Here is a 25,194-nt window from a genome sequence, read left to right on the forward strand (position 1 = left end):
GGTCGTACCGGAGCGGAAAGCCCGACCCGGGTCGGAGCCGGCGGCGTCCGGACTGCTCCGGGTCGTCGCGGACCTGGCCGACCCGACAGGCGTGGCGCGGGCGGTCGAGGCCGCCGTCGGGGAACCGGCGGCACCGCTGCGCGCGGTGGTCAACCTGGTCGGGGGGTACGCCAGCGGCGGGCTGGTGCACGAAACCCCGGTCGAGGAGTTCGAGCGGATGCTCACCGTCAACCTGCGGCCGACCTACCTGGTCACCCAGGCCGCGCTGCCGCACCTGGTCGCGGCCGGCGGCGGCGCGGTGGTCTGCGTCTCCGCCCGCGCGGCGGTCGCCCCGTTCCGGGGCGCGGCCGGCTACTCGACGGCCAAGGCGGCGGTGCTGGCCTTCGCCAACGCGGTCGCTGTGGAGTACCGGTCGCACAACGTGCGCTGCAACACCGTGCTGCCCAGCGTCATCGACACCCCGGCGAACCGGGCAGCCCAGCCCGACGCCGACCATTCCCGCTGGGTGACGCCGGACGAGATCGCGCCGGTGATCCGGTTCCTCGCGTCGGCCGAGTCCGCCCCGACCAGTGGCGCCACCGTTCCGGTCTACGGGCGGGCCTGAGCCACCACCGGGCCGAGGTCATCCCCGGGCGGCGCGGACGGCGGTAGCCAGGTCTCCAGGTGGGCCTGAATCTGCTCGGTCACCTCCTCGGCCGGGCGGCCGGCGTCCACCAGCACGAAGCTGGGGTATTCGGGCAGTGCCCGATAGGCGGTGTCGGCGGCGGTCAGCCACCCCATCGTCTCGTGGTCGGTGCCGCGTTCCTCGATGCGCCGGTACGCCTCCGCCGGGTCGACGGCGAGCAGGAAGGTGACCTGCGGGGTCGGGAACAGCCGGTAGCCGGCCCTGGCGAGCCGCTCCCAGCGCTGCCCACCGTGCGCGCGAATGCTCGCGTACTGGCAGGCCGAGTAGCGGTCCATCACCGCAGTCCGACCGGTGAGCAGGCAACTGATCAGGGCGACGGCGATGGCGAGCCAGCGCAGCACCGACTCCACTGCCAGTACGCCGTCGCGCCCGACGAGCCGTTGCGCGTCCGGCCGGCCGAGTCGGTGGGCGAGCCGACCGAGCCAGCGGCGGCCACTGGCGTTGCGGCGGTAGGTGGCGGGTCGCCCGGCGGCGGTGAGCGCGTCGGCCAGCCGGTGTGCCTGAGTGGTCTTGCCCGAACCGTCGATGCCGATCAGGGCGACGGTGCGCAATCGGGCCTGGCGTCGTCGCATCCCCGATGATCTGGCCACTCTCCACAGGTTATCCGACCCCCGCACCTACTCCGCGAGGTTTGTCATACTTCATCCCTGTTGGCACCCAAGCGCGACACCGGCAGGTGTGGCCGACCGGAATGCCGGGTACGGATTGGAATCCAACCGCCGGTACCAACACGACGACGGAGGAACAGATGGCAGAGCGCGGGGACGAGAGTCTTGTGCACACCCTCAAGAAGGTCGCCGCCGTGCTCAAGCAGTCCGAGATTCCGTTCGCCCTCGGCGGCAGCTTCGCCGTCTACGCCCACGGCGGCCACTCCAGCGAACACGACGTCGACTTCCTGATCCGCGAGGCCGACGTGGAACAGGCGCTGGAGGCTCTGGTGGCCGCCGGTTTCGTCGCGGAGCGCCCACCGGAGGACTGGCTGGTGAAGGTCTTCGACGACGGCCGGATGGTGGACCTCATCCACCGGCCGATCGAGACGCCGGTGACCGAGGAGACGTTCGCCGACACGGTCATCCGGCCGGTGGACGCGATTCACATGCCGGTGCTGTCCGCCACCCAGTTGATGGTGCACAAACTGCTCAGCTTCTCCCAGCACTACTGCGACTTCGCCCGCGGTCTGCCGCTGGCCCGCTCGCTGCGGGAGCAGATCGACTGGGAACGGGTACGCAAGGAGACGCAGCACTCGCCGTACGCCGAGGCGTTCCTGGTGCTGCTGGACCGGCTGGAGGTGGTGTCGGCCGCCGGCACCCAGCCAGGAGAGGGGACATCGTGACCCACCATCGCGACATTGGCGCCGCGCCACCAGACGAGTACGTCGAGGCGGAGATCCAGCGGTTGCTCGTCGAGGATCCCGCCGTCGCCGAGCAGGGGATCACCGTGATCCGACGGGAACGCGCCCTCGTCCTGTACGGCGAGGTGGAGAGCCCGCACCGGCGGGAGGAGATCCTGCGTCTGGTGTCCGAGCGCTTCCCGGACGTGCCGATCACCAGCGACATCGGGGTGATCCGCACCCAGGCGCCCACGGAGATCGAGCAACTGCCCTGAGGGAGGTTCCATGGTGATCCGGATCGCCGCCGTGGGCGACGTGCATCTGGACGAGGACGTGGTCGGCCGGTTCCGACCGGCGTTGGAGGAGCTGCCGGAGTGCGCCGACGTGCTGCTGCTGGCCGGGGACCTGACCCGGCACGGCACCGAGGCCGAGGCACGCTGCGTGGCCGAGGAGTTCGGCGGGTTGGCCGTACCGGTGGTGACCGTGCTGGGCAACCACGACCACCAGTGTGACCAGGTGCCACAGGTGGTCAAGGTGCTGGAGGACGCGGGCATCACAGTGCTGGAGGGCAACGGCGTCGTGTTGGACTGCGCGGGTGGTCGGCTCGGCATCGCCGGCGTGAAGGGCTTCGGCGGCGGATTCGCCGGCCGGTGCGCGAGTGACTTCGGCGAGCCGGAGATGAAGGCGTTCGTGCGCACCACCACCGACAGTGCGGACCGACTCGGTGCGGCGCTGCGCTCGCTGGACTGCGACATGCTGGTCGCGCTCACCCACTACTCGCCGGTGCCGGACACGCTGGCCGGCGAACCGTTGGAGATCTACCCGTTCCTCGGGTCGTACCAGCTGGGGCAGGCGATCGACTCGGCACCCACGGCGCTGGCCGTGCACGGGCACGCGCACGCCGGCACCGAACGCGGCACGACCCCCGGCGGGGTACGCGTCCGCAACGTGGCGCACCCGGTGATCAAGCAGGCGTACAGCGTCTTTCACGTTGGCGATCAACTCGACACCGATCAGGTTTCCCCGATCGGCCAGTCGGGTAGTCAGAGGTCATGGAGCTGATTCTCTGGATTCTCGCAGTCGTACTCGTGGTCGCCGGTATTCTCGCGCTTTTCCGCCGGCAGATCCTGTGGGGCATCGTCCTCATCGTCGTCGGGCTGTTGGTCGGCCCGGGTGGTGTCAGCATCTTCAATTAGCGTTCGTCAGCCGTAACACCGGGACCCGCCGGGGTCGCCGTGACCGGAGCTTCGTCCTCCCGACAGGAGCACCGGCCGCAGCGATCCCGGCGCTTTTTGGTGTTTTGACGCGTACCAGGCAGGAAACACCCCAACCATGGAGACATCTCACGGCACGCCGGCGACGTCCGGTCGACGCGCCTGGTGGGCCCTCGCCGGCTTCGCGGCGGCGGTGGTCGTCGCGGCCGCGATCGGCGGGCTGGGCGTACAGGGCACCACCGACGAGTACGCGAGCCTGCGACAGCCCGGCTGGGCACCGCCGTCCTGGCTGTTCGGCCCGGTCTGGTCGCTGCTCTACGCACTGATCGCGGTGGCCGGCTGGCTGGTGTGGCGGCGGGTCGGCTTCTCCCCCGCCCTCTGGGCGTGGACCGCCCAACTGGTGCTCAACGCGATCTGGACCCCGCTGTTCTTCGGCGCGGGGCGATACGGGCTGGCGTTCGCCGAGATCGTGCTGATGTGGCTGGCGATCGGCCTGACCGTGTTGCTGTTCTCCCGGGTGTCCCGGGTGGCGGCGGCGCTGCTGCTGCCGTACTGGGCCTGGGTCACCTTCGCCGCCGCGTTGAACCTGTCGATCTGGCGGCTGAACGCCTGACCCACCGCTCCCCGGCGGCGCCGCCCGCCGGGGACCGTGGCCGTCGCCGGATCAGCAGCGGGGGACGTTCGGGATGTAGCCGTCGTACCCGGTGTAGACGTACGCGTCCGCGATGAAGCGGCCGGAGCCGATCCGGTCCCAGATCGAGCTGGTGCCGTACGTGCCGGTGACAGTAGTGCCGCTGGTCTGGCAGGCGATGGTCACCCGGGTGCCGTCGGCGACGGTGCCCACCGAGGCGTACCCGGTGCCGGGGCCGGAGCGGACCGTCAGCGGCGTGCCGCTGGTGTCGACAGTGCCGTTGCCACTGCCCGAGGAGCACCCGTTGCCACTGGTGTAGCTCTTGGTTCCCCAGTACAGCGCGAGGCCGCCGTTGAAGCGGACCTGGATGTCGGCACCGTTGAGGCGCTGCTCGTAGTGCAGGTGGGGGCCGGTCGATCCCCCGGTGCTGCCGACCCAGCCGATCACCTTGCCGTACCCGACCGTCTGCCCGACCGAGACGTTGAAGCCGCTGAGGTGCGCGTAGTAGGTGCTGTAACCGCCGCCGTGGTTGATTCGGACGTACTTGCCGTAACTGGTGCCGCCGAGGTCGGTGACGCGGTCGACGGTGCCGGGGGCGCTGGCGACCACCGGGTCGCCGGAGTCGTTGGTGCGGTTGAAGTCGATCGCGTACGCCGGGCTGTGGTCCGACCGGGTCTGCCCGGACCAGGACTGACCGCACGGGAACGGCACCCGGAAGGTCGGCGCGGCCAGCGCGGGAGTCGCCGGCGTCAGTGCTCCCCCGACCAAGAGACCCGTCACCAGCAGGCTGATCCACCGCTTTCGCATACAGCTCCTCCTATGTTGAAAACCTTCGATCCCTTGCGCCTAGCCTGACAGATATCGCCAATCTTCGAAAGAGTCCGCAGCGTGCCCCCGCTACCGCGCCCACCAGGCAGCCTGCAGGTTTCCGGATTGTTACTCGCTCGTGTCTGACAGGGGGTGGACCCGGCCGGATGCAAGCGCTTACATGTGTGCACGCCCAATCGGACCGGCGACGGGTCACCAGCACGACCGCGCCGGCTAGGAAGGAGGACGGCATGGCGGTCTTTACCAGACCACGCCAGGCCTTCGTGATCGCCGGTGTAATCGGGCTGGCGCTCAGCGCCACCGCCTGCGGTACCGGCGACGACAAGAAGAGCAGCAAAGCGGGTTCCGCGGAGTGCGCCGCATACGACAAGTACGAGGGCCACGACGGCAAGAAGGTCTCCATCTACGCGTCCATCCGTGACGCAGAGGCCGACCTGCTCAGGGACTCCTGGAAGACGTTCGAGGACTGCACCGGCATCGAGATCGACTACGAGGGCAACGCCGAGTTCGAGGCGCAGCTCCCGGTCCGGGTCGACGGCGGCAACGCGCCCGACCTGGCCTTCGTGCCCCAGCCGGGCCTGGTCAAGCGGTTCGCCGACGCCAGCAAGCTGAAGTCCCTCGGTGCCGACACCAAGACGATGGCCGAGCAGAACCTGCCGGCCGACTGGCTGAAGTACGGCACCGTCAACGGCACCCTCTACGGTGTGCCGCTCGGCGCCAACGTGAAGTCCTTCGTCTGGTACTCGCCCAAGCTCTTCAAGGAGAAGGGCTGGACGGTCCCCACCAGCTGGGACGACATGATCAAGCTCAGCGACACGATCGCGGCGACCGGCGTCAAGCCGTGGTGCGCCGGCATCGAGTCCGGTGACGCCACCGGCTGGCCGGCCACCGACTGGATCGAGGACGTGATCCTGCGTACGCAGGGCCCCGAGGTCTACGACCAGTGGACCACCCACGCCATCCCGTTCAACGACCCGCGGATCGTCGACGCGGTGAACCGGGCCGGCACGATCCTCAAGAACGAGAAGTACATGAACGGCGGCTTCGGCGGGGTGAAGAGCATCGGCACCACCGCCTTCGGTGAGGCCGGCCTGCCGGTCACCACCGGCAAGTGCGCCATGCACCGGCAGGCGTCGTTCTACGCCAACCAGTTCCCCGAGGGCACCAAGGTGGCCGAGGACGGCGACGCGTTCGCCTTCTACTTCCCGGCCATCGACACGGCCAAGGGCAAGCCGGTGCTCGGCGCGGGCGAGTTCGTCGTCGGCTTCACCGACCGCCCCGAGGTGCAGGCGGTGCAGACCTACCTCGCCTCGGCTGAGTACGTCAACAGCCGCGCGAAGCTCGGCAACTGGGTCACGGCGAACAACAAGCTGGACATCGCCAACGTCGCCAGCCCGATCGACAAGCTCTCCGTCCAGATCCTGCAGGACAAGACCGGCGTCTTCCGCTTCGACGGATCCGACCTGATGCCGGCAGCGGTCGGCGCGGGGACGTTCTGGAAGGGCATGGTCGAGTGGATCAACGGCAAGGACACCGCGTCGGTGCTCCAGGGCATCGAGAGCAGCTGGAAGTGATCTGAACGGTGGGCCGGTCCGCACCCGCGGGCCGGCCCACCGGCGGATCTGGACCTGGGAGGGTCGATGGAGTTCGACTTCGCTGAGGAACAGCCGAAGTTCCTCATGCTGATGTACGGGCTGATCGCTTTCGTCGCGGTGGTGGGCGGTCTGCTCCTGCTTCTCGACGTGGTGCCGGCCTGGTTCGCTCGGCGCCGGGAGGCGCAACTGGTCGCCGCGTCCGTCAGTGGCGCCCCGCTCCCCCGCCGACGCAAGCAGGGAGAGGGACTCTTCGCGCTCTTCTTCCTGCTGCCGACGGTGCTGCTGCTCACTGTCGGGTTGGTAGTGCCGGCCATTCGCACCACGCTGCTCTCCCTGATGGATGGAAGCAGCACCAACTGGGTGGGACTGCGCAACTACAGCTGGATGTTCTCTGAAGGCTCGATCGTCCGGGTCCTGATCAACACCCTGATCTGGGTGGTCCTGGTCCCGCTGGTGGCGACCGGTTTCGGCCTGATCTACGCCGTGCTGGTGGACAAGGCCCGGTTCGAGGCGGTGGCCAAGTCACTGATCTTCCTGCCGATGGCCATCTCCTTCGTCGGCGCCAGCATCATCTGGAAGTTCGTCTACGCCTACCGGGGTGAGGGCGACCAGATCGGTCTGCTCAACCAGATCGTGGTCAGCCTCGGCGGTGAGCCGAAGCAGTGGTTGCTGGAATCGCCACTGAACACGCTGCTGCTGATCGTCATCATGATCTGGATCCAGGCCGGTTTCGCCATGGTGGTGCTCTCCGCGGCGATCAAGGCGATCCCCGGCGACATCGTCGAAGCCGCCCGGCTCGACGGCGTGAGCCCGTGGCAGATGTTCTGGCGGATCACCATGCCGAGCATCCGGCCGGCGCTGATCGTCGTGGGGGTGACGCTCACGATCGCCACGCTCAAGGTCTTCGACATCGTCCGGACCTCGACCAACGGCAACTACGACACCAGCGTGATCGCCAGCGAGATGTACAACCAGGCGTTCCGGTACGGCCAGAACGGTCAGGGCTCCGCGCTCGCGGTCTTCCTCTTCATCCTGGTCATCCCGGTCGTGATCTACCAAATCCGCAACCTCCGTCAGCAGCGGGAGGGCTGAGATGACGACCGCAACGCCCACCGTCGCCGCTGGCGCCCAGAAGACCGACGGCACCCCGACCACCACTGCCGGCCGGGTCCGCAAGCGGTTGAACAGCCGCACCGCGACGCTCGTCTCGATCGTCATCGCCGTGGTCTGGACCATCCCGACCTTCGGCCTGCTCATCTCTTCCCTCCGCCCGGAGGACGAGATCAAGACCACCGGTTGGTGGACGGCCTTCACCAACCCGCAGTTCACCCTCGAGAACTACGAGCAGGTCCTGTTCGGCCGGTCGGCCTCCTCCGGGCAACTCGCCGGTTCCTTCATCAACTCGCTGGCGATCACCATCCCGTCGGTGCTCTTCCCGCTCGCCTTCGCCTGCCTCGCCGCGTACGCGCTCGCCTGGATCAACTTCCGCGGCCGGGACTGGGTCTACATCGCGATCTTCGCGTTGCAGATCGTGCCGTTGCAGATGGCCCTGGTGCCGCTGCTGAAGTTCTTCTCGACCGGCGTCACCCTCGGCGGCGTCACCCTGATGCCGGCCTGGGACCTCGTCGACGAACAGAAGTTCGCCCAGGTGTGGTTCGCGCACACCTGCTTCGCGCTGCCGTTCGCCGTCTTCCTCCTACACAACTTCATCTCGCAACTGCCGGGTGACCTGATGGAGGCGGCCCGGGTCGACGGGGCCACCCACCCGAAGATCTTCCGCACCATCGTGCTGCCGCTGATCACCCCGGCGCTGGCGGCGTTCGGCATCTTCCAGTTCCTCTGGGTCTGGAACGACCTGCTGGTCGCGCTGATCTTCGCCGGCGGTGGCGACGAGACCGCCCCGCTCACCGTCAAGCTCGCCGAGATGGCCGGCACCCGGGGCAACGAGTGGCAACGGCTGACCGCCGGAGCGTTCGTGTCGATCGTCGTACCGCTCATCGTGTTCCTGTCCCTGCAGCGCTTCTTCGTGCGAGGTCTGCTCGCCGGCAGCGTCAAGGGCTGACCGCGCGCCCGCCGTCGCCTGGCCCCTCGGGCGGCGGCGGGCACCGGGCACCGAGCGGGGGAAACCGTGACGAGGATCGATGATGTGGCCCGGCTGGCCGGGGTCTCCACGGCCACCGTCTCGCGAGCCCTGCGGGGGCTGCCGACGGTCTCGGCCGCCACCCGGCGCCGGGTGCTCGCCGCCGCCGAGCAGCTCGACTACGAGGTCTCGCCGAGCGCGTCCCGGCTCGCCGGTGGTCGCACCGGCACGGTCGCGGTGGTCGTCCCCCGGATCACCCGCTGGTTCTTCAGCACCGTCGTCGAGGCGGTCGAGGACTACCTCCACCAGTCCGGCTACGACCTGCTGCTCTACAACCTGGGCGGCCGGGAGCAGGTCCGCCAGCGGGTCCTGCGTACGGCCAACCTGCACAAGCGGGTGGACGCCATGATCCTGGTCGCCACCCCGCTGCGCCCGGCCGACCTGACCGCGCTGGCCACCCTGGAACTGCCCGGCGTCACCATCAGCTCGGGCAGCCGCGTGCCCAACTGGCCGTGCGTACGGATCGACGACGTGGCTGCCGCGCGGACCGCGACCAAGCATCTGATCGACCTCGGCCACCACCGGATCGCCCACATCTCCGGCGATCCGGACGACGAGTTGGCCTACACCACCCACCTCGACCGACGCCGCGGTTACCAGGCGGCGCTCCGCTCCGCCGGCCTGCGACCCGACCCGACCCTGGACGTCGAGTCCAGCTTCACCATCGACGGCGGCAACCGGGCCACCGCCGAGCTGCTGGCCCGCGGCGAGCCGCCGACCGCTATCGTCGCCGCCTGCGACGAGATGGCGATGGGCGCGATGTCCGCCCTGCGCGACGTCGGGCTGCGGGTGCCCCAGGACGTCAGCGTGGTCGGCATCGACAACCACGACCTGGCCGGTGTGCTCGGGCTCAGCACCGTCGCCCAGCCCGCCGCCGAGCAGGGCCGGCTCGCCGCCCAGATGCTGCTCGACCCGCTCGGGGCCCGACCGCCGGGTCCGGTCGTCAGTCAACGGGGCGCCGGTTGCGACACTCCGGTGGTCCTGCCCACCCGATTGGTGGTCCGGGATTCGACAGCGCCGCCCCGGGCACACTGAAATTCCAAACACCGCACCACGGGAGACGACCCTGAACACCGACCCGACGCAGCAGACCTCCTCCGGTCAACCGGCCACCGGCTGGTGGACCGAGGCCGCCATCTACCAGATCTACCCCCGCTCGTTCGCCGACTCGGACGGGGACGGGATCGGTGACCTGCCCGGCATCACCGCCCGCCTCGACCACCTGGTCGAGTTGGGCGTGGACGCGGTGTGGCTCTCCCCCTTCTACCCCTCACCGCAGGCCGATGCCGGCTACGACGTGGCCGACTACCGCGACATCGACCCGCTGTTCGGCACCCTCGCCGACGCGGACAAGCTGATCGCCGAGGCCCGCTCCCGCAACCTGCGGGTGATCGTCGACCTGGTCCCGAACCACACCTCCTCGGCGCATCGCTGGTTCCAGGCCGCGCTACCGGCCGCGCCCGGCAGCCCGGAACGGTCCCGGTACATCTTCCGGGACGGCCGCGGCCCGGCCGGCGACCAGCCGCCGAACGACTGGCAGAGCGTCTTCGGTGGTCCAGCCTGGACCCGGACTGTCGACGCCGACGGGCAGCCCGGCCAGTGGTACCTGCACCTGTTCGACACCGGGCAGCCGGACCTCAACTGGGACAACCCGGAGGTGCACGCGGAGTTCCTGGACGTGCTGCGGTTCTGGCTGGACCGCGGGGTGGACGGCTTCCGGGTCGACGTGGCCCACGGCCTCATCAAGCAGGCCGACCTGGCCGACTGGCAGGAGCCCCAGGAGATCCTCTCCGGCAACGAGATCGACAAGCCTCGTCCGCCGATGTGGGACCAGGACGGCGTGCACGAGATCTACCGGCAGTGGCGGCAGGTTCTGGACAGCTACCCCGGTGAGCGGGTGCTGGTCGCCGAGGCCTGGGTGGAGCCGGCCGAGCGGCTGGCCCGCTACGTCCGCCCGGACGAGATGCACCAGGCGTTCAACTTCGAGTACCTGCTCGCCGCGTGGACCGCACCGGCCCAGTACGCGGTGATCACCCGCTCGTTGGAGGCGACCGACTCGGTCGGCGCGCCGACCACCTGGGTGCTCTCCAACCACGACGTGGTGCGCCACGCCTCCCGGCTCGGCCTGCCGGTCGGCACCGTACGCCCCAACGGCATCGGCATCGGCGACCCGCAGCCGGACGCGGCGCTCGGTCTGCGCCGGGCCCGGGCGGCCACCCTGCTGATGCTCGCGCTGCCCGGCTCGGCGTACCTCTACCAGGGCGAGGAGCTGGGGCTCCCCGAGCACACCACGATGCCCGACGAGGCCCGGCAGGACCCGACCTGGGCGCGCAGCGGGCACACCCAGCGCGGCCGGGACGGCTGCCGGGTGCCGATCCCGTGGGAGGCCGACGCCCCGTCGTACGGCTTCGGGCCGACCGACGCGAGCTGGTTGCCGCAGCCCGCGCTCTGGGCGGAGTACGCGCTGGACCGCCAGCGGGACGTGCCCGGCTCGACGTACGAGCTGTACCGCACGGCGCTGCGGTTGCGCCGTGCCCACGGGCTGGGCCGAGGCACCCTGGAGTGGTTGTCCTCCGGCGACGAGGTGCTGAGCCTCCGCAACGGTGAGCTGACCGTGCTGACCAACTTCGGTGCCGCCCCGGTTCCGGTGCCGGCCGGCGCCGAGGTGCTCGCCGCCAGCGCACCGCTGGACGACGACGGCGCGGTCCCGACAGACGTGACGGTGTGGCTGCGCGGCTGACCCCAACCCGACCGGCCCATTCCCGCCGACCATGGCCCCGACCGGGGCGGCGGGGGTGGGCCGGATCGCTTCGGAGCTGATGTCGTAGACGGTTCACGGCGCTCGCGGGACACCTCGCCCTCCGCCGCCGCCCACCGGTCCGGCCGGGCGCCGGGGGGGGGTCAGAGGCGGTCGGCTCGGTTGTGGAGCAGGTCGTGCACGTTGTCGATGTCCGCCGGTGAGGTCCGCGAGGCGAGCCAGTACATGACACCGGTCGGGATGAAGAAGAGCTGGAACGCGGCCAGCCCGACGGCGAAGTTCAGCGGTGGCGGGAATGCCGTTCGCAGTGCCTGGAAGGCCACCCCGACCAAACCGTTGCCGGCCGCGCGACCGACACCGTTGACGAGGTTGCCCAGGCTGTAGACAGTGCCCCGGTGCTCCGGCGGGTTGACGTCGGCGATCAACGCGAACCAGTTCGGCGAGTTGGCCGAGGTCAACGCGAGCGCCACGATCGCGGTGAGCAGGCTCAGCCCGACCGACGGCTCGGTGAACACACTGGCCAACACCGCACCGATCACCGCGCCGCCGCTCGCACCGTCCGGCACGTCGATGGTCACCGGGACGAAGAACAACACCAGGTAGAACGGCAGCGCGGCGAGGATGCCGACCGAGGCGACAAGTGCCCGCCCTCGCGGCGTACGCCGTTGCACCGCGTCGCCGATCAGCCCACCCACGATGGACAGCACCCCGCCGAGCTGGAACAGGGTGGCGAAGACGCTGCCCACCACCACCGCGGTCGACGTCGAGTAACCCTGGGCCTCGGCCCGCTCGGCGAAGAGCACCGGCAGCCAGACCAGCGAGCCGAACGCGGCCTGCGCGGTCAAACCCTGCAGGATCAGCCACCGGTTGGTCCGCCGGGCCAGGATGCGCGGCAGGTCGGCGCGACTGATCCGGTAGTCGTAGTCGGCACCGGCGTCCAGCCTGCCGGCCAGTTCCGGCTCGCTCTGGCCGCGCCGAATGTCGTACGTGAAGAAGTAGGCCACCGTGGCGACCAGGCCGACGCCGGTCAGCAGCAGGAACGGCCGCCGCCAGTCGGCCGCCCCGAGCAGCCCGCCGACGAGCGTGCCCGCGAGGGTTCCGACCCCCTGGGAGAGCCCCCAGAAGCTCATCACCAGCCCGCGCCGGGTCGGTGAGATCAGGTCGGTGACCACGGAGAAGCCGACCGAGCCGACCGCGCCGAGGCCGACCGCCGCGACCAGCTGCGCGGTCAGGAACGTCAGGTAGCCGCCGGCGAACGCGCTACCTCCGGTGCCCGCCGCCCAGAGGAGCGTGCCCACCATGAGCAGCGGCTTGCGATTGGTCCGGTCACCGACGTACGCCCAGCCGACGGCCGCGACCGAGCTGACCAGGAAGCTGACCGCGGTGACCACGCCGAGCAGCCGCCCGGACACGTCGAACGCGTCGGAGATCGGGCCGTACAGCGGGGGGACCAGCCCGATCGCCACGTTGTCCAGCGAGGCGAGCAACACGAACACCACGACGCTGTACAACCGGTGCGCCGGCCCGCCGCCCCGACCGTGCGGGCGCAGGCCGGGCCCGCCACTCGTCACCGTCATGACCGGCAGCCAACCAGACTCCGTGCACGAGCCCGTCACGCGGGTGGGTGCCGGTCACCGTGGACCCGCACCCACCCCGTGTCGATCCCGACGCTCAGCGCCGGTCGAGCACCAACCCGCGGGCCGCGGCGTACTGGTCGCGGACCATGGGGACGGCCGCTGCCGCGTACTCCTCGGTGCCCTCGAGCGCCCAGGTCGGTGGCGCGTCGCCACCCAGGGCGACCCATGCGGCCTGCCGGGCGGCCCCGTCCGCGACGTACTCGCCGGCGGGCGGGACGACGACCGGGCAACCGAAGACCTGCGGGGCGATCTGACGCACCGCGGCCGACCGGGCCCCGCCGCCGATCAGGATGACCCGGCGGGCAACGGCACCCTGAGCGGTCAACGCGTCCAGGCCGTCGGCGAGCGCGCAGAGCATGCCCTCCACGGCGGCCCGCGCCAGGTGCGCGGGGGTCGAGGTGCGCAGGGTCAGCCCGTGCACCGCACCGGTGGCGAGGGGCCGGTTCGGCGTCCGCTCACCCTCCAGGTACGGCACCATGACCAGCCCGTCCGCTCCGGCTGGCGCGGAGAGCGCCAGCTGGGCCAGCTCGTCCAGGTTGACGCCGAGCATCGCGGCGGCGGCGTCCAGCACCCGGGCGGCGTTGAGCGTGGCAACCAGCGGCAGGAAACGACCGGACGCGTCGGCGAAGCCCGCCACGGCGCCGCTCTCGTCGGCCGCCGGCACGTCCGCGACGCTGAACACGGTGCCGGACGTGCCGATCGAGACGATCACGTCACCCGGCCCGGCGCCGACACCGAGCGCGGCAGCGGCGTTGTCCCCGGTGCCCGCGCCGAGCAGCGCGCCACCCGACCCACCCAGGTCGTCGGCGAGCTTTCCCGCCGACTCGGCCGGACCGAGCACCTCGGGCACCACCAACCGCCGGCCGAAGCCCTGCTCCAGCAGATCCAGTCGGTAGTCACCGGTGGCCGGCGACCAGTAGCTGGTGCCGCTGGCGTCGCCCCGGTCGGTGCGCAGCGCGCCCAACCCCGGTGCGCCGGCCAGCCGCCAGGTCAGCCAGTCGTGTGGCAGGCAGACGGCGGCCACCCGGGCCGCCAGCTCCGGCTCGTGCCTGGCCAACCACCGCAGTTTGGTCAGGGTGAAGCTGGCCACCGGAACGCTGCCGGTGGCCTCCGCCCAGAACCGACTCCCGGCCGAGCCGCCGCCGGCCTCCTCGATGAGGTCGGCGGCGGCGTCGGCGGATCGGGTGTCGTTCCACAGCAGCGCCGGGCGGACCACCCGGCCGTCCTCGTCGAGACACACCATGCCGTGCTGCTGGCCGGCGACGGAGACCGCCGCCACGTCGGCCAACCCGCCGGCCTGGTCCGCGGCGCTACGAAGCGCCTGCCACCAGGCTTCCGGGTCGACCTCCGTGCCGTCCGGGTGCGGTGCCCGGCCCTGCCGGAGCAGGGCACCGGTCTCCGCGTCCCGGATCACCACCTTGCAGGACTGGGTGGACGAGTCAACGCCTGCGACCAACGGCATGGCGGGGCCTCAGCGGGCGCCGAGCAGGTGCTCGACGGCGAGCTGGTTGAGCCGGACGAAGGCGAAGCCCCGGGCGGCCACCGCGTCCACGTCGACATCCTCGAACGCGGACCGGTCGGCCAGGAACTCCTCGTAGCCCTCGCCGTCGCCCAGCGTCGGGGTGCTCAGCTCGCCGACCTTGCTGGCGGCGAGCGCCTCGATCACCTCGGGGTCGGCGCGGAACGCCGCGGCGCGCTCCTTGAGCAGCAGGTAGGTGCTCATGTTGGCAGCCGCGGAGGCCCACACCCCGTCCATGTCCTCGGTACGGGAGGGCTTGTAGTCGAAGTGCCGTGGCCCGTCGTAGGTCGGCCCACCGTTGGGGCCGCCGTTCTCCAGGAGGTCCACCAGGGCGAACGCGTTCATCAGGTCACCGTGGCCGAAGACCAGGTCCTGGTCGTACTTGATGCCGCGCTGGCCGTTGAGGTCCAGGTGGAACAGCTTGCCCTGCCAGAGCGCCTGGGCGATGCCGTGGGCGTAGTTGAGCCCGGCCATCTGCTCGTGGCCGACCTCCGGGTTGAGGCCGACCATCTCCGGGTGGGCCAGCTGGGAGATGAAGCCGAGCGCGTGCCCGATGGTGGGCAGCAGGATGTCGCCGCGCGGCTCGTTGGGCTTGGGCTCCAGGGCGAACCGCATGTTGTAGCCCTTGTCGATCACGTACTGGGTGAGCAGGTCCACCGCCTCGCGGTAGCGGTCCAGGGCGGCCTGGACGTCCTTGGCGAGGTCGTACTCGGAGCCCTCGCGGCCACCCCACATCACGAAGGTGCTCGCGCCCAGCTCGGCGGCCAGGTCGACCTGGCGCAGCACCTTGCGCAGCGCGAAGCGACGGACGTCGCGGTCGTTGCTGGTGAAGCCACCGTCCTTGAAGATCGGGTGGGTGAAGAGGTTGGTGGTGACCATCGGCACCACGAGGCCGGTCTCGTCGAGGGCCTTGCGGAACCGGGCGATGTGCTGGTCCCGGGTGGCCGCGTCGACGCCGAACGGGATCAGGTCGTCGTCGTGGAAGGTGATGCCGTACGCGCCCAGCTCGGCGAGCCGGTGCACTGCCTCGACCGCGTCGAGCTCGGGACGGGTGGCGTCACCGAACGGGTCGCGCGCCTGCCAGCCCACGGTCCAGAGCCCGAAGGAGAACTTGTCGGCGGGGGTGGGACGGGGTGCCATGAGCGACCTCCGGGGTGGTGTTGTCCGCTATTTGTTCAGCGATTGAATTATTTGCCCACCCTATGGCACTGTCAAGGGGTGAGCCTCACCCACGCCCCGGCCGGCGCAGTCCGTCAGGGCAGTCTGCGCGAGCTCAACCTCGCCCTGGTCCTCGGTCGGATCGCCGCAGCCGACCGACCTCCCTCCCGAGCCGACCTGGCGACCGCGACCGGCCTGACCAGAGCCACCGTCTCCGCGGTGGTCGAGGACCTGCTCGCCGGCCGACTGGTCAGTGAATCCGACCCCGCGCCCCGCTCGGGCGCCGGCCGCCCGGCGCGCGGACTGGTCCTGGCCGAACAGGGGCCGGCCGGGCTCGGCCTGGAGGTCAACGTCGACTACCTGGCAGTCTGCGTGGTGGACCTCGCCGGCCAGGTCCGGCACCGCACGGTGCACCGGGCCGACCTGCGCCCGGTGGCCCCCGCCGACGCCCTGGCCCGCCTGGTCGAGATGGCCGGGGCAGCCCGCGACGACGCCGCCCGGCACGGCCTCACCCTGGTCGGGGCCGCGCTCGCGGTGCCCGGCCTGGTGGACGACGCCGGGCTGGTGAGACTCGCGCCGAACCTCGGCTGGCGCGACGTGCCGGTGCCCGCGCTGCTCGCCGAGCACCCCCCGCTGATCGAGCAGGTGCCCGGAGTCCCAGCGTTGACCGTGGACAACGAGGCCAACCTCGCCGCGCTCGGCGAGTTGCACTCTCAACCACCCGGCCCGTCCAGCTTCCTGCACATCTCCGGAGAGGTGGGCATCGGCGCCGGCATCGTGCTGGGCGGCGCGCTGTTCCGCGGCGTACGCGGGTGGAGCGGCGAGATCGGGCACCTTCCGGTCCACCCCGAAGGCCGCCCGTGCCGCTGTGGCGGGCAGGGCTGCCTGGAGCAGTACGCCGGCCAGGAGGCGATCGTGTCCGCCGCCGGGCTGGCCCGGTCGGAGCTTCCCGCGGACACCGGGACCGCCCGGTTGGCCGAGTTGGCCGAGGCCGGCGACCCCGACGCGCTGCGGGCGCTGCGCGACGCCGGAACGGCGCTCGGCGTCGCGGTGGCCGGCGTCGTCAACCTGCTCGACCTGGACACCGTGGTGCTCGGTGGCGGTTACGCGGCGCTCGCACCCTGGCTGTGCCCCCCGGTCCTCGCCGAGATCGACGCCCGGGTGCTCACCGCCGCCTGGTCGCCGGTCACGGTCCGGCCGTCGACGCTCGGCGCGGAGGCCGCCGCGGTGGGTGCCGCCGGCTCGGTCGCGCGCCGGATCATCGCGCAGCCCGCCGGCTGGCTGGCCCGCTCCGGCTGAACGCCACCCCGCGCCGCGACCGACGGGCCGGTCGCGCCGGCGTGACCGGCGGTCCGGCGTGATCAGGCGGTCCGGCGTGGTCAGGCGGTACGGCGTGATCAGGCGGTCCGGCGTGGTCAGGCGGTACGCGCCACCGGCGGGTCGCCGGCCGGCCACTCTCGGGCGAGGCCGCCCGATCCTTCCGGGCTGCCCGTAGCGCCCGTCCACACCGGGCGGGTCTGCCGAGCCGAATCGGCCGGCCAGTCCCCCGACCGCCCACCGGGACGGTCCGGGTCGTCCGGCCAGCCTCCCTCGCCCGTCGGCTCGCCGGGCGTCGCCGTTTTCTGCGTCTGCTGGCGGCGGGCGGTCTCGTCGAACTCCCGCAACCCGCGCAGCAGCGCGTCGCGGCCCTCCCGGCTCATCCCGGTCAGCACGGCGGCGAGTTGGGCCTGCCGGTCGGCCCGCAGCTCGGCGAGGAGCCGGCGGGCCTCCGGGGTGAGGTGCAGCGAGATCTCCCGCCGGTCGAAGCGGCCCGGCTCGCGCTCCAGCATGCCGGCGGCGACCAGCCGGTCGCAGAGACGGCTGGCGGAGCTGAGCAGCATGTCGAGTCGAGTGGCGAGCCGACGCAGGTTGATCCCGTCGGCCTGCTCGACCACCATCACCGCCCGTAACTGGGCGCCGGAGACGCGGTTGGCGGTCCCCTCCCGGGCAGACTCCCAGATCCCCAGCAGGGCAGCAGCCGCCGCGTCCAGCGCGGCAGCCATACTCGTCTCGGGGTCCGTCGGACGGTTCAGTTCGGCCATGGTGGCCCGAGAGTACTCCGAACCCACTGGTGGTCGAGCTTTCACCGAGGGAGTGACGATGAGCAAACCGGTCGATCGGGCACGACGTGCCCTGAACGAGACACCAGCTGACCGGCTCGTCGGTGGTATCGCAAACGTGCTCGCCCGGTCGTACGGGATCACCGAGGCCGAGCTCTACCAGGTCGACTACCGGCTCGCGGAGCTGCTGCCACTCACCGACGGTGACTCGATCACGAGCCCCGGGCACCCCGCCTGGCGCGCCTTCGACCACCAGTCGCCGATAGTGACCGACGGCATCGCCTGGATGCCGGTCACCATGCGGGGCGAGCGCCGAGGCGTGCTGCGCCTGTCGCCCGTGCCGGACGACCAGGAGGTCGTCACCGCGCTGGCCCAGATCGCCACCGCGCTCGCGCACGAGGTGGCGGCGGTCTCCGCCGGCACCGACGTCTATCGGACGGCCCGGCGCAGCCAACGCCTCACCCTGGCCGCCGAGATGCAGTGGGACCTGCTCCCCGGCCGCAGCCGGATCCGTCCCTCGTTCAGCCTGGCCGGGCAACTGGAGCCGGCGTACGCGGTGCGCGGCGACAGCTTCGACTGGTCCGACGACGGGGAACAGCTCTGGTTGTCCACCATCAACGGCACCGGCGAGGGCGTGGCCGCCTCCCTGCTCACCTCGCTGGCCACCCACGCGCTGCGCAACGCGCGTCGGGCCGGGCTGAGCCTGGCCGACCAGGCCGCCCTCGCCGATCAGGCCATCTACGACCTGTACCGGGGCGAGCAGCACATTTCCGCGTTGCTGATGGAGCTGGACCTGCGCTCCGGGATGATGACCGTGGTGGACGCCGGGTCGCCCCGACTGGTCCTGCTACGCGGCGGCGAGGTCACCGAGCAGCCGCTGGAGGCGCAGTTCCCGCTGGGCATGTTCGAGGCGACCGACTACCGCGAGCAGACGTTCCCGATGGAGCGCGGCGACCGGGTCTTCGTGGTCAGCGACGGGGTGGTGGAGGCCACCGGGCAGCACACCCGCTACGGCGAGACGGCACTGGACCGGTTCCTGCGGCGGACCGGGCCGATGGCACCCCTGGACGCCGTCCGGTCGCTGATCGGTGATCTGCGCGCGTTCGTGGCCGGTGACCTGGTCGACGACGCGGTGGTCGTCTGCCTGGACTGGACCGGCCCGCAACCGTGACCGGTGGTCAGTACGCTCCGCGGCCGTTCACCACCGCGCCGAAGGTCTTCCAGAGGATGGTGAGGTCCGCGGTGAGGGACCAGTTCTCCACGTAGTAGAGGTCGAGCCGGATGCCGTCCTCCCAGCTCAGGTCGGAGCGACCGCTGACCTGCCACAGGCCGGTCATGCCGGGCTTGACCAGCAGCCTCCGGGCCACGTCACCGTCGTAGCGGGCCACCTCCGAGGGCAGCGGCGGGCGGGGCCCGACCAGGCTCATCTGACCCAGCAGCACGTTGACCAGTTGCGGCAACTCGTCCAGTGACCATTTGCGCAGCAGCCGGCCCACGCGGGTCACCCGGGGGTCGTGGCGCATCTTGAACATCAGGCCGTCGGTCTCGTTGCGCGCGGTCAACTCGGCGAGCAGCGCGTCGGCGTTCACCACCATGGTGCGGAACTTGAACACGCCGAACTCCTGCCCGCCCCGGCCGACCCGGACCTGCCGGAACAGCACCGGACCTCGACTGTCCAGTTTGATGGCCAGGGCGATGAACGCGATCAGCGGCAGCAGGACCGCCAGCGCCAGCGACGAGACGGACCTGTCGACGAGACCCTTCACCAGCTTGCGGACGCCGCGGAACTCGGGCGCCTCGACGTGGATCAGCGGCAGGCCCGCGACCGGGCGGGTGTGGATCCGCGGGCCGGCGACGTCGGTCAGCGCGGGTGCCACGACCAGGTCGACGCCGGTCCCCTCCAACTGCCAGCCGAGGCGGCGCAGCCGGGTCGCGGTCAGCTCACCGGAGGCGGTCACCGCGACCGTGTCCGCGCCGATCGCGGTGGCGGCCTCCGGGATGCCCCGGAACGACCCCACCACCGGCACGTCACCCAGCCGCTGCGCCACCGGCGCGAGCAGCGCGTCCGGGATGCAGGCACCCACCACCTGATAGCCGGCGTACGGCTCGCGGCGCAACGTGTGGACCAGCTCCAGCACGTGCGCGGTGTCGCCCACCACCAGCACCTTCCGGGACCAGCCGGCGCCGACCGAGCGGGCCCGGTGCAGCCGCTTGCGGGCGGCGAAGCGCGCCACCTCCAGCCCGACGGTGCCCACCGCGAAGGAGATGCCGAGGAAGCCCCGGGAGACTCCGACGTCGGCGATGTAGCCGATGATGGCGATCGCCCCGGCCAGACGCAGGCTGGCGGAGCTGACCCGCCGGTACTCGTCCGCCCCGTAGCCGATCACCCGGTCGTCGTAGCAGCCGAGCGCCTTGAGCGAGATCAGCCAGGCCAGCACCAGCCCGGGGGCGACCAGCACGTACGGGATCTCCGAGCCGGTCGGCTCGCCCTCACCGAAACGGGCGACGTACCCGATCAGCAACGCGATGATGAGGATGGTGGTGTCCAGCACCACCAGGACCCGAACGTAGGACCGTTCGTCGGCTCGCGCCACCAGCCCGGCGCGTCGACCGTCGGGCTCCGCCGACGTGGCGGGGGTCAACAGTGTCGCCACGCTCACCGGCCCTCCCACTCTGTACAGGATGGCCCCGGCCAACGGGTCGGACCGGAGGCGGACCGACTATGCCGGAACAGTCGACATCCTGCCTTGACAACTATGACTGCCGATTGCTTCCGACGTATTGCCGTCACTTTTCTTCAACAACTTGGCGGCCGAAAAGGGGTCTGCCACACCGAATCGACGGGTGCGGCAGACCCTTCGACGTCTGAGCGTCAGATCAGCGCGGGGCTGGCGGACGCCGTGCGATGGCGCTGAGGAAGATGCTGCCGATCTCGCTCGGGTCCTTGGTGACGAAGACATCGCCACCGGTCACCTTGGTGATCGACTCCAGCTCTGCCTTGCTGACGCCCTCACCGATACCGATCATGATGACCTGGACCGGCCGCTCCGGGTCGGCGAGCTGCTTGAGCTTGCCGAGCAGCTGCTGCTGGTTGAGGCCGTTGTCGTCCTCGTTCTTGCCGTCGGTGAACAGCACGATCGAGTTGACCCGGCCGGGCTGCCAGTTCTCCTGCACCGCCTGGTACGCGGCCAGCATGGTGTCGTAGAGGCCGGTGTCGCCGCTGGAGGGCTTGATGGTGGCGAGCGCGCCTTCCAACTGGCCCCGCTGGCCGGAGAGCGGGCCGATGGGGACCAGCTCCCGGTAGTCCCGGCTGCCGACCAGCCTGGTGGAGAACGTCCACAGACCGATCGACCAGGAGTCGTCGAAGAGGCCGAGGCCGCGGCGGGCCGCGTCGACGGTGACCTCCTCACGGCTGCGGTTGTTGGCGCTCGGCACCTTGTCCTTCATCGAGCCGGAGACATCGATGACGGCCAGCATCCGACCGGACTGGGTGGCGATGGACCAACTGGAGACCACCCGCTGGATGGCGGCCGGGTCCAGGCCACCCGCGGCGGTGCCGCCGTTCGCCGGTGCGGTGGGCGCGCCGCCGGACGGGCTCGGCGCACCCTGTGGCGCCTTGAAGCCCTCGCCCCAGTTGCCGTCCGGCGCGCGCAGCGACTGCGCGGCGAGCCGGTCACGGAACGAGGGGCTGGTGAGCAACTCGAACAGCACCCGGGCCGCCGACGCCTTGCTCGGCTCGATGCCGGGCAGCACCGCGTACGGGTAGTCCAGCGGCATCGGCGCCGGCTCCATGTAGAGCGCGGCCAGCGACACCGGCGGCTTCTGGTTGTTGTACGCGATCACGTCTTCTTCGGACAGCGCCGCCGCGCCGAGGCCACTGGCGATGGACGTCGCGTCGTTGGACTTCGGGAAGCGGGCCAGCAGGTCGTTGCGGAGCGAGGAGCGGCCGGTGGCCAGTGCGCGGAGCGCGCCGACGGTGTTGCGCTGGGCGTCGCCGCCTGCGGCGCTGGCGGCGGCGGTCAGCGAGAGCAGACCGGACAGGCCCGCCGCGTCGCGGGTCGGCTCGACGATCCCGGTCCGCAGCGGCGTGCTGCTGTTGACCTGCTTGAGCAGGTCGGTCCAGTTGAACTTCTTGTCCGGCCAGCCGAGCCGGGTGGCGATCGGCTCGGGCATCGCGACGACGATCGGGCTCCGCGCGATGGACGCGCCGTTGGTCGGAGCGAACGCCGTCGCGTCCTTCTTCAACCGCAGCAGCCAGGTCGAGGAGTCGGGCACCCAGACGTCCGGGCTGACGGCGGTGCCGCTGGCCTGCCCCACGCCGGCCAGCACGGCGCCATGCTTGGCCGCCACCACGGCCGCCACATCAACCGGGTCGGACGCGGAGACGTCGACCCGGATGCAGGTCGGGCCTACCGCGGCGCCATCCTTCACCCACTGCGACGCGGCGGCGTCCACCGCCGGCGCGAGTTCGGAAGCGACCGCCACGGCGAGCCGGATCTCCCCCGAGCAACTGGGCTGGATCAACTCCCGGTAGCCGAACCACGCGCCCGTCGTCACGACGAGCACCCCCACCGTTGCGGCGGCGGCGGCTAGGTGGAGTTTCGAACGCATGCGATGGCGGCCTGCTGACACGGTGACCATCTTGCGTACTAGGTGCCGTCTCTGCCACATCCGTTCGGACTAAAGTTACGCAGGAGAAACAGTTCGGCCCTTTTTTGCAACACAGAGTGACGTGGCAGCCTCGTGGCGTTGCCAAACCAGTGGCACCCTCACGTCCGCATGCGACGCTCAGGGCAGCACGCACGTCGGGCTCGGCACCGGCACCGGCTCGCCGACCGCCTCCGGGACTCCGGTGTCAGCGTCGCGCCGGAACACCCGCACCATGTCCGCCCGCTCGTCGGCGACGTACAGGTGCTCCCCGATCAGGGCGAAGTGCCGAGGCCACTCGCCACCGGTGTCCACTTCGGCCACCAGCTCGGGCAACTCCCCGACCAGGGTGAAGACCGCCAGCGTCCCCACCCCACGATTGGCGACGTAGAGGAAACGGCCGTCCGGGGCGACCGCGACCTCGGACGGCTGGACGTGACCGGCCCGCTCGCTCGCCTCGACCCGCCCGCGCTGATGCAACGCGCCGTCGTCGGTCAGCTCGTACGCGGTGACCGAGGCGTCCAGTTCACCGACGAGGTAGCAGCGCCGCCCGTCCGGGTGCCGGGCCAGGTGCCGGGGGCCGGTGCCCGGCGTCGTACGCATCCGCGGCGCACGGGGCACCAGTCGTCCGGTCGCCGCGTCCAGGTCGTACCGGTAGACCGAGTCGGTGCCGAGATCCACGGCGAAGGTCGGCCCTCGGCCCGCTCCCGGCGAGACCATGTGGGCGTGGGCGTGGTCCTGGCGCTCCGGGTCGGGACCGTGCCCCTCGTGCACCACCAGGTCGGTGCGCTCGCCGGGGACGCCCTGCGGGTCGAGTGGGAAGACCGCGATGCTGCCGCTGCCATAGTTGGCCGCCAGCAGGTGGTCACCGCCGGGCAGCACCGCCAGATGGCAGGGCTCGGCGCCGCCGGTCGACCGGCTGCCGAGCGGGTCCAGCGCACCGTCCGCGCCGACCTGCCAGGCGCTGATCTCCCCGTCGGTCAGCTCGTTGACCGCGTAGAGCACCGGCTGGGTGGGGTGCCTCGTCAGGAAGGAGGGGGACGGGGTGACCGCGACCGTGCCGAGTGGGGTCAGCGCCCCGGTGGTCGGGTCGCGACGTGCCGCGACGATGCCGCTGCCCCGTCCACCACTCTGCGCGGTGTAACCCCCGATGTGGACGACCTCACCCTGACCGTTCACGTACCACTCCTCCGCCGGCATCCTCCGTTGATCCAACCAGAGGCTGCCCGCGTTGCCCGCCCGTTAACCAGCTTTCCGGCTTGGTTCTCAGGCGGCCGGCACCGGTTCGCCGCGCTGTCGGGCGACGTGCTCCACCAGAGAGATCAACACCATCTTTCCGGACTGCCGGTCCCGGGCGTCACAGAGCACCATCGGCACCTCCGGGTCCAGGTCGAGCGCTCGGCGTACGGTCTCCAGGTTGAACCGGCGGGAGCCGTCGAAACAGTTCACGCCCACCACGAACGGGATGCCGCGCTGCTCGAAGTAGTCGATGGACGGGAAGCAGTCGGCCAGCCGCCGGGTGTCGGCGAGCACCACCGCGCCGAGCGCGCCGAAGGCCAGCTCGTCCCAGAGGAACCAGAACCGGTCCTGACCCGGCGTGCCGAACAGGTAGACCTGCAGGTCGTCGTTGATGGTGATCCGGCCGAAGTCCATCGCCACCGTGGTGGTGGACTTGCCCTCCACGCCGGAGATGTCGTCGGTGCCGATCCCGGCGCCGGTCAGCACCTCCTCGGTCTGCAAAGGACGGACCTCGCTCAGGGCGCTCACCAAGGTCGTCTTGCCAGCCCCGAAGCCTCCCGCGATGAGGATCTTCAGTGCCAGCGGGATGGTGGTGCTGGTGCCCACCTGGTCATAGCGCACGGAGTCCACTGACCACCGCCTTGAGGATGTCGTCGTCGGGAAGAAGGCCTGCGGTCGGCGGCTCGTGCACCGCGACCAGGCCCTCGGCGAGGAGATCACCGAGCAGTACCCGGACCACGCCGACCGCGAGGTCCAACTCGGCTGCCAGTTCGGCCACTGACACCGGCCGGTGGGCCAACGCGACCAGCCGTCGATGCTCCGGCAGCAGGTGCGGGTGGCTCGCCGCGTCGACGTCCGAACCGGCCAGCACGAACGCGACCAGGTTGAACTTGTCGACGGCGGAGCGTACCCGGCCTCCGGTGAGCGTGTACGGGCGCATCACCGGGCCGGCGTCACCGTCCAGCCACTCGTGCTGCGGCCCGGGCGGCTCAGTCCGCATCTCCGGTGCCCGCTGCCGATCGGGCCGGCGCGGCGAGGCTCTCCCCCACCCGGATCACCAGCATCGCCATCTCGTACGCGACCAACCCGATGTCCGCGTCGGCGTCGCTCACCACGGCCAGGCAGGCGCCCTGCCCGGCGGTGGTGACGAAGAGGTACGCGGCCTCCATCTCCACCACGGTCTGCCGCACCGGGCCGCCGTCCACGTGCCGGCTGGCACCCCGGGCCAGGCTGGAGAAGCCGGCGGCGAGCGCACAGAGGTGCTCGGCGTCGGAACGATCCAACTCGGCCGAACAGCCGAGCAGCAGGCCGTCGGCGGAGAGCACCACCGCCTCCCGGGCTGCCGGAACCCGTTGCACCAGCTCGTCGAGCAACCAGTCGAGACCGTCGCTCTGCTTCGTCGAATGCCGCACTAGGCGTCCCTCTCAGTCGCGGTCGGTGATTCGGGGGTCGTCGGCGGGTCGGTGGGATCCGCCGGGCTGCTCGACGCTGCCGGACCGCTCGACGCCGCCGGGCCGCTCGACGCTGCCGGACCGCTCGTCGCCACCGGGCCCGTCGACGTCGGCCGTGGCGTCGGAGTGATGGCGGTGGCACGGCCGCGCGCCGTCCCGGCCTGGAGCGCCGCCATCACCTGGCGGACCTCCTCCGGCGAACGGGGTGACGGCGTGTCGTTGACAGTCGACCGGGGTTGGGCGGCGGGGGTACGACGTCGCAC

The 25,194-nt window shown here is 71.1% G+C and carries 25 protein-coding genes and 1 pseudogene; 13 read left to right on the top strand and 13 right to left on the bottom strand.

Features of this window, described 5'->3' with window-relative positions; all coding sequences use genetic code 11:
• Positions 1–604, top strand: a 604-nt coding sequence (locus DLJ59_RS04300) for an SDR family oxidoreductase (RefSeq protein ID WP_124771211.1), incomplete at its 5' end; no start/stop codon positions are given.
• On the opposite strand, the gene DLJ59_RS04305 is transcribed toward DLJ59_RS04300, so the two are convergent.
• On the bottom strand, positions 589–1,257 hold the full coding sequence (locus tag DLJ59_RS04305) for a dTMP kinase (RefSeq protein ID WP_124771231.1): 669 nt from the start codon (positions 1,255–1,257) through the stop codon (positions 589–591). The genes DLJ59_RS04300 and DLJ59_RS04305 overlap by 16 nt on opposite strands.
• 176 nt (positions 1,258–1,433) lie before the next feature.
• Between DLJ59_RS04305 and DLJ59_RS04310 the strand changes: the two genes are divergently transcribed.
• The 5 genes from DLJ59_RS04310 to DLJ59_RS04325 all read left to right on the top strand — a co-directional run bounded on the left by DLJ59_RS04310 (position 1,434) and on the right by DLJ59_RS04325 (position 3,842).
• On the top strand, positions 1,434–2,018 hold the full coding sequence (locus DLJ59_RS04310; protein ID WP_124771212.1) for a nucleotidyltransferase: 585 nt from the start codon (positions 1,434–1,436) through the stop codon (positions 2,016–2,018).
• Positions 2,015–2,290 carry a BON domain-containing protein gene (locus DLJ59_RS04315; RefSeq protein ID WP_124771213.1) on the top strand — a complete coding sequence of 92 codons (276 nt, stop codon included), beginning with the start codon at positions 2,015–2,017 and terminating at the stop codon, positions 2,288–2,290. The genes DLJ59_RS04310 and DLJ59_RS04315 overlap by 4 nt, the downstream gene beginning before the upstream one ends.
• Positions 2,291–2,300: 10 nt before the next feature.
• A complete protein-coding gene (locus tag DLJ59_RS04320) occupies positions 2,301–3,077 on the top strand; it encodes a metallophosphoesterase family protein (protein WP_091405690.1) in 777 nt (258 codons plus the stop codon).
• Entirely contained in the window at positions 3,068–3,211 is a 144-nt protein-coding gene (locus tag DLJ59_RS36535; RefSeq protein ID WP_007464364.1) for a GPGG-motif small membrane protein, read from the top strand. The genes DLJ59_RS04320 and DLJ59_RS36535 overlap by 10 nt, the downstream gene beginning before the upstream one ends.
• 136 nt (positions 3,212–3,347) lie before the next feature.
• Entirely contained in the window at positions 3,348–3,842 is a 495-nt protein-coding gene (locus DLJ59_RS04325) for a TspO/MBR family protein (RefSeq protein WP_124771214.1), read from the top strand.
• A 51-nt stretch (positions 3,843–3,893) separates the two neighbouring features.
• On the opposite strand, the gene DLJ59_RS04330 is transcribed toward DLJ59_RS04325, so the two are convergent.
• A complete protein-coding gene (locus DLJ59_RS04330) occupies positions 3,894–4,667 on the bottom strand; it encodes a M23 family metallopeptidase (protein WP_124771215.1) in 774 nt (257 codons plus the stop codon).
• Positions 4,668–4,918: 251 nt separating this feature from the next.
• Between DLJ59_RS04330 and DLJ59_RS04335 the strand changes: the two genes are divergently transcribed.
• The 5 genes from DLJ59_RS04335 to DLJ59_RS04355 all read left to right on the top strand — a co-directional run bounded on the left by DLJ59_RS04335 (position 4,919) and on the right by DLJ59_RS04355 (position 11,163).
• On the top strand, positions 4,919–6,262 hold the full coding sequence (locus DLJ59_RS04335) for an ABC transporter substrate-binding protein (RefSeq protein ID WP_124771216.1): 1,344 nt from the start codon (positions 4,919–4,921) through the stop codon (positions 6,260–6,262).
• 66 nt (positions 6,263–6,328) lie between these two features.
• Entirely contained in the window at positions 6,329–7,375 is a 1,047-nt protein-coding gene (locus DLJ59_RS04340; RefSeq protein WP_124771217.1) for a carbohydrate ABC transporter permease, read from the top strand.
• Position 7,376: 1 nt separating this feature from the next.
• Positions 7,377–8,345: a carbohydrate ABC transporter permease gene (locus tag DLJ59_RS04345; protein WP_124771218.1), complete on the top strand. Its 969-nt coding sequence runs from the start codon at positions 7,377–7,379 to the stop codon at positions 8,343–8,345.
• Positions 8,346–8,411: 66 nt separating this feature from the next.
• A complete protein-coding gene (locus DLJ59_RS04350) occupies positions 8,412–9,458 on the top strand; it encodes a LacI family DNA-binding transcriptional regulator (RefSeq protein ID WP_124771219.1) in 1,047 nt (348 codons plus the stop codon).
• A 31-nt stretch (positions 9,459–9,489) separates the two neighbouring features.
• On the top strand, positions 9,490–11,163 hold the full coding sequence (locus DLJ59_RS04355; RefSeq protein ID WP_124771232.1) for a glycoside hydrolase family 13 protein: 1,674 nt from the start codon (positions 9,490–9,492) through the stop codon (positions 11,161–11,163).
• A gap of 161 nt (positions 11,164–11,324) precedes the next feature.
• Here DLJ59_RS04355 and DLJ59_RS04360 read toward each other — a convergent pair whose 3' ends face one another.
• The 3 genes from DLJ59_RS04360 to xylA all read right to left on the bottom strand — a co-directional run bounded on the left by DLJ59_RS04360 (position 11,325) and on the right by xylA (position 15,477).
• Positions 11,325–12,758: an MFS transporter gene (locus DLJ59_RS04360; RefSeq protein ID WP_124771220.1), complete on the bottom strand. Its 1,434-nt coding sequence runs from the start codon at positions 12,756–12,758 to the stop codon at positions 11,325–11,327.
• A gap of 94 nt (positions 12,759–12,852) precedes the next feature.
• Positions 12,853–14,280 (bottom strand): xylulokinase, encoded by a 1,428-nt coding sequence (gene xylB, locus DLJ59_RS04365; RefSeq protein ID WP_124771221.1) that lies wholly within the window; start codon positions 14,278–14,280, stop codon positions 12,853–12,855.
• Between the two features lie 9 nt (positions 14,281–14,289).
• Positions 14,290–15,477 (bottom strand): xylose isomerase, encoded by a 1,188-nt coding sequence (xylA, locus tag DLJ59_RS04370; protein WP_124771222.1) that lies wholly within the window; start codon positions 15,475–15,477, stop codon positions 14,290–14,292.
• Between the two features lie 78 nt (positions 15,478–15,555).
• Here xylA and DLJ59_RS04375 point away from each other — a divergent pair, with 78 nt between their 5' ends.
• On the top strand, positions 15,556–16,794 hold the full coding sequence (locus tag DLJ59_RS04375; RefSeq protein ID WP_208648546.1) for an ROK family transcriptional regulator: 1,239 nt from the start codon (positions 15,556–15,558) through the stop codon (positions 16,792–16,794).
• 116 nt (positions 16,795–16,910) lie between these two features.
• On the opposite strand, the gene DLJ59_RS04380 is transcribed toward DLJ59_RS04375, so the two are convergent.
• Positions 16,911–17,576 carry a MarR family winged helix-turn-helix transcriptional regulator gene (locus DLJ59_RS04380; protein ID WP_244235820.1) on the bottom strand — a complete coding sequence of 222 codons (666 nt, stop codon included), beginning with the start codon at positions 17,574–17,576 and terminating at the stop codon, positions 16,911–16,913.
• 58 nt (positions 17,577–17,634) lie between these two features.
• Between DLJ59_RS04380 and DLJ59_RS04385 the strand changes: the two genes are divergently transcribed.
• Positions 17,635–18,765, top strand: coding sequence for a PP2C family protein-serine/threonine phosphatase (locus DLJ59_RS04385; RefSeq protein ID WP_124771224.1), 1,131 nt, complete (start codon positions 17,635–17,637; stop codon positions 18,763–18,765).
• Between the two features lie 7 nt (positions 18,766–18,772).
• Here the strand turns inward: DLJ59_RS04385 and DLJ59_RS04390 are convergent, their stop codons facing one another.
• From DLJ59_RS04390 to DLJ59_RS38205, 7 genes and pseudogenes are all read right to left on the bottom strand, one after another.
• The gene (locus DLJ59_RS04390; protein ID WP_124771225.1) at positions 18,773–20,254 is read right to left on the bottom strand and encodes a sugar transferase; all 1,482 of its coding nucleotides are present in this window, start codon (positions 20,252–20,254) and stop codon (positions 18,773–18,775) included.
• Between the two features lie 217 nt (positions 20,255–20,471).
• Positions 20,472–22,226 carry a substrate-binding domain-containing protein gene (locus DLJ59_RS04395; RefSeq protein ID WP_124771226.1) on the bottom strand — a complete coding sequence of 585 codons (1,755 nt, stop codon included), beginning with the start codon at positions 22,224–22,226 and terminating at the stop codon, positions 20,472–20,474.
• A 156-nt stretch (positions 22,227–22,382) separates the two neighbouring features.
• A complete protein-coding gene (locus DLJ59_RS04400) occupies positions 22,383–23,420 on the bottom strand; it encodes a lactonase family protein (RefSeq protein ID WP_208648547.1) in 1,038 nt (345 codons plus the stop codon).
• A gap of 87 nt (positions 23,421–23,507) precedes the next feature.
• Positions 23,508–24,110, bottom strand: coding sequence for a GTP-binding protein (locus DLJ59_RS04405; RefSeq protein WP_124771228.1), 603 nt, complete (start codon positions 24,108–24,110; stop codon positions 23,508–23,510).
• On the bottom strand, positions 24,091–24,480 hold the full coding sequence (locus tag DLJ59_RS04410; protein ID WP_124771229.1) for a DUF742 domain-containing protein: 390 nt from the start codon (positions 24,478–24,480) through the stop codon (positions 24,091–24,093). The genes DLJ59_RS04405 and DLJ59_RS04410 overlap by 20 nt, the downstream gene beginning before the upstream one ends.
• Positions 24,470–24,892 (bottom strand): roadblock/LC7 domain-containing protein, encoded by a 423-nt coding sequence (locus tag DLJ59_RS04415; RefSeq protein ID WP_124771230.1) that lies wholly within the window; start codon positions 24,890–24,892, stop codon positions 24,470–24,472. The genes DLJ59_RS04410 and DLJ59_RS04415 overlap by 11 nt, the downstream gene beginning before the upstream one ends.
• Positions 24,892–25,194, bottom strand: a pseudogene (locus DLJ59_RS38205) (nitrate- and nitrite sensing domain-containing protein); the annotation flags it as partial. The pseudogene DLJ59_RS38205 and the gene DLJ59_RS04415, both read right to left, overlap by 1 nt.

The sequence above is a fragment of the Micromonospora inaquosa genome, from assembly GCF_003857055.1.
Classification (GTDB): domain Bacteria; phylum Actinomycetota; class Actinomycetes; order Mycobacteriales; family Micromonosporaceae; genus Micromonospora; species Micromonospora inaquosa.

Excerpts from the sequence above, each read along its gene's own strand:
- DLJ59_RS04345 (WP_124771218.1), top strand. The coding sequence starts at position 7,377 with ATGACGACCGCAACGCCCACCGTCGCCGCTGGCGCCCAGAAGACCGAC.
- DLJ59_RS04380 (WP_244235820.1), bottom strand. The coding sequence starts at position 17,576 with ATGGCCGAACTGAACCGTCCGACGGACCCCGAGACGAGTATGGCTGCC.
- DLJ59_RS04320 (WP_091405690.1), top strand. The coding sequence starts at position 2,301 with ATGGTGATCCGGATCGCCGCCGTGGGCGACGTGCATCTGGACGAGGAC.
- DLJ59_RS04325 (WP_124771214.1), top strand. The coding sequence starts at position 3,348 with ATGGAGACATCTCACGGCACGCCGGCGACGTCCGGTCGACGCGCCTGG.
- xylA (WP_124771222.1), bottom strand. The coding sequence starts at position 15,477 with ATGGCACCCCGTCCCACCCCCGCCGACAAGTTCTCCTTCGGGCTCTGG.
- DLJ59_RS04330 (WP_124771215.1), bottom strand. The coding sequence starts at position 4,667 with ATGCGAAAGCGGTGGATCAGCCTGCTGGTGACGGGTCTCTTGGTCGGG.
- DLJ59_RS04410 (WP_124771229.1), bottom strand. The coding sequence starts at position 24,480 with ATGCGGACTGAGCCGCCCGGGCCGCAGCACGAGTGGCTGGACGGTGAC.
- DLJ59_RS04385 (WP_124771224.1), top strand. The coding sequence starts at position 17,635 with ATGAGCAAACCGGTCGATCGGGCACGACGTGCCCTGAACGAGACACCA.
- DLJ59_RS04335 (WP_124771216.1), top strand. The coding sequence starts at position 4,919 with ATGGCGGTCTTTACCAGACCACGCCAGGCCTTCGTGATCGCCGGTGTA.
- DLJ59_RS36535 (WP_007464364.1), top strand. The coding sequence starts at position 3,068 with ATGGAGCTGATTCTCTGGATTCTCGCAGTCGTACTCGTGGTCGCCGGT.
- DLJ59_RS04305 (WP_124771231.1), bottom strand. The coding sequence starts at position 1,257 with ATGCGACGACGCCAGGCCCGATTGCGCACCGTCGCCCTGATCGGCATC.
- DLJ59_RS04360 (WP_124771220.1), bottom strand. The coding sequence starts at position 12,758 with ATGACGGTGACGAGTGGCGGGCCCGGCCTGCGCCCGCACGGTCGGGGC.
- DLJ59_RS04340 (WP_124771217.1), top strand. The coding sequence starts at position 6,329 with ATGGAGTTCGACTTCGCTGAGGAACAGCCGAAGTTCCTCATGCTGATG.
- DLJ59_RS04310 (WP_124771212.1), top strand. The coding sequence starts at position 1,434 with ATGGCAGAGCGCGGGGACGAGAGTCTTGTGCACACCCTCAAGAAGGTC.
- xylB (WP_124771221.1), bottom strand. The coding sequence starts at position 14,280 with ATGCCGTTGGTCGCAGGCGTTGACTCGTCCACCCAGTCCTGCAAGGTG.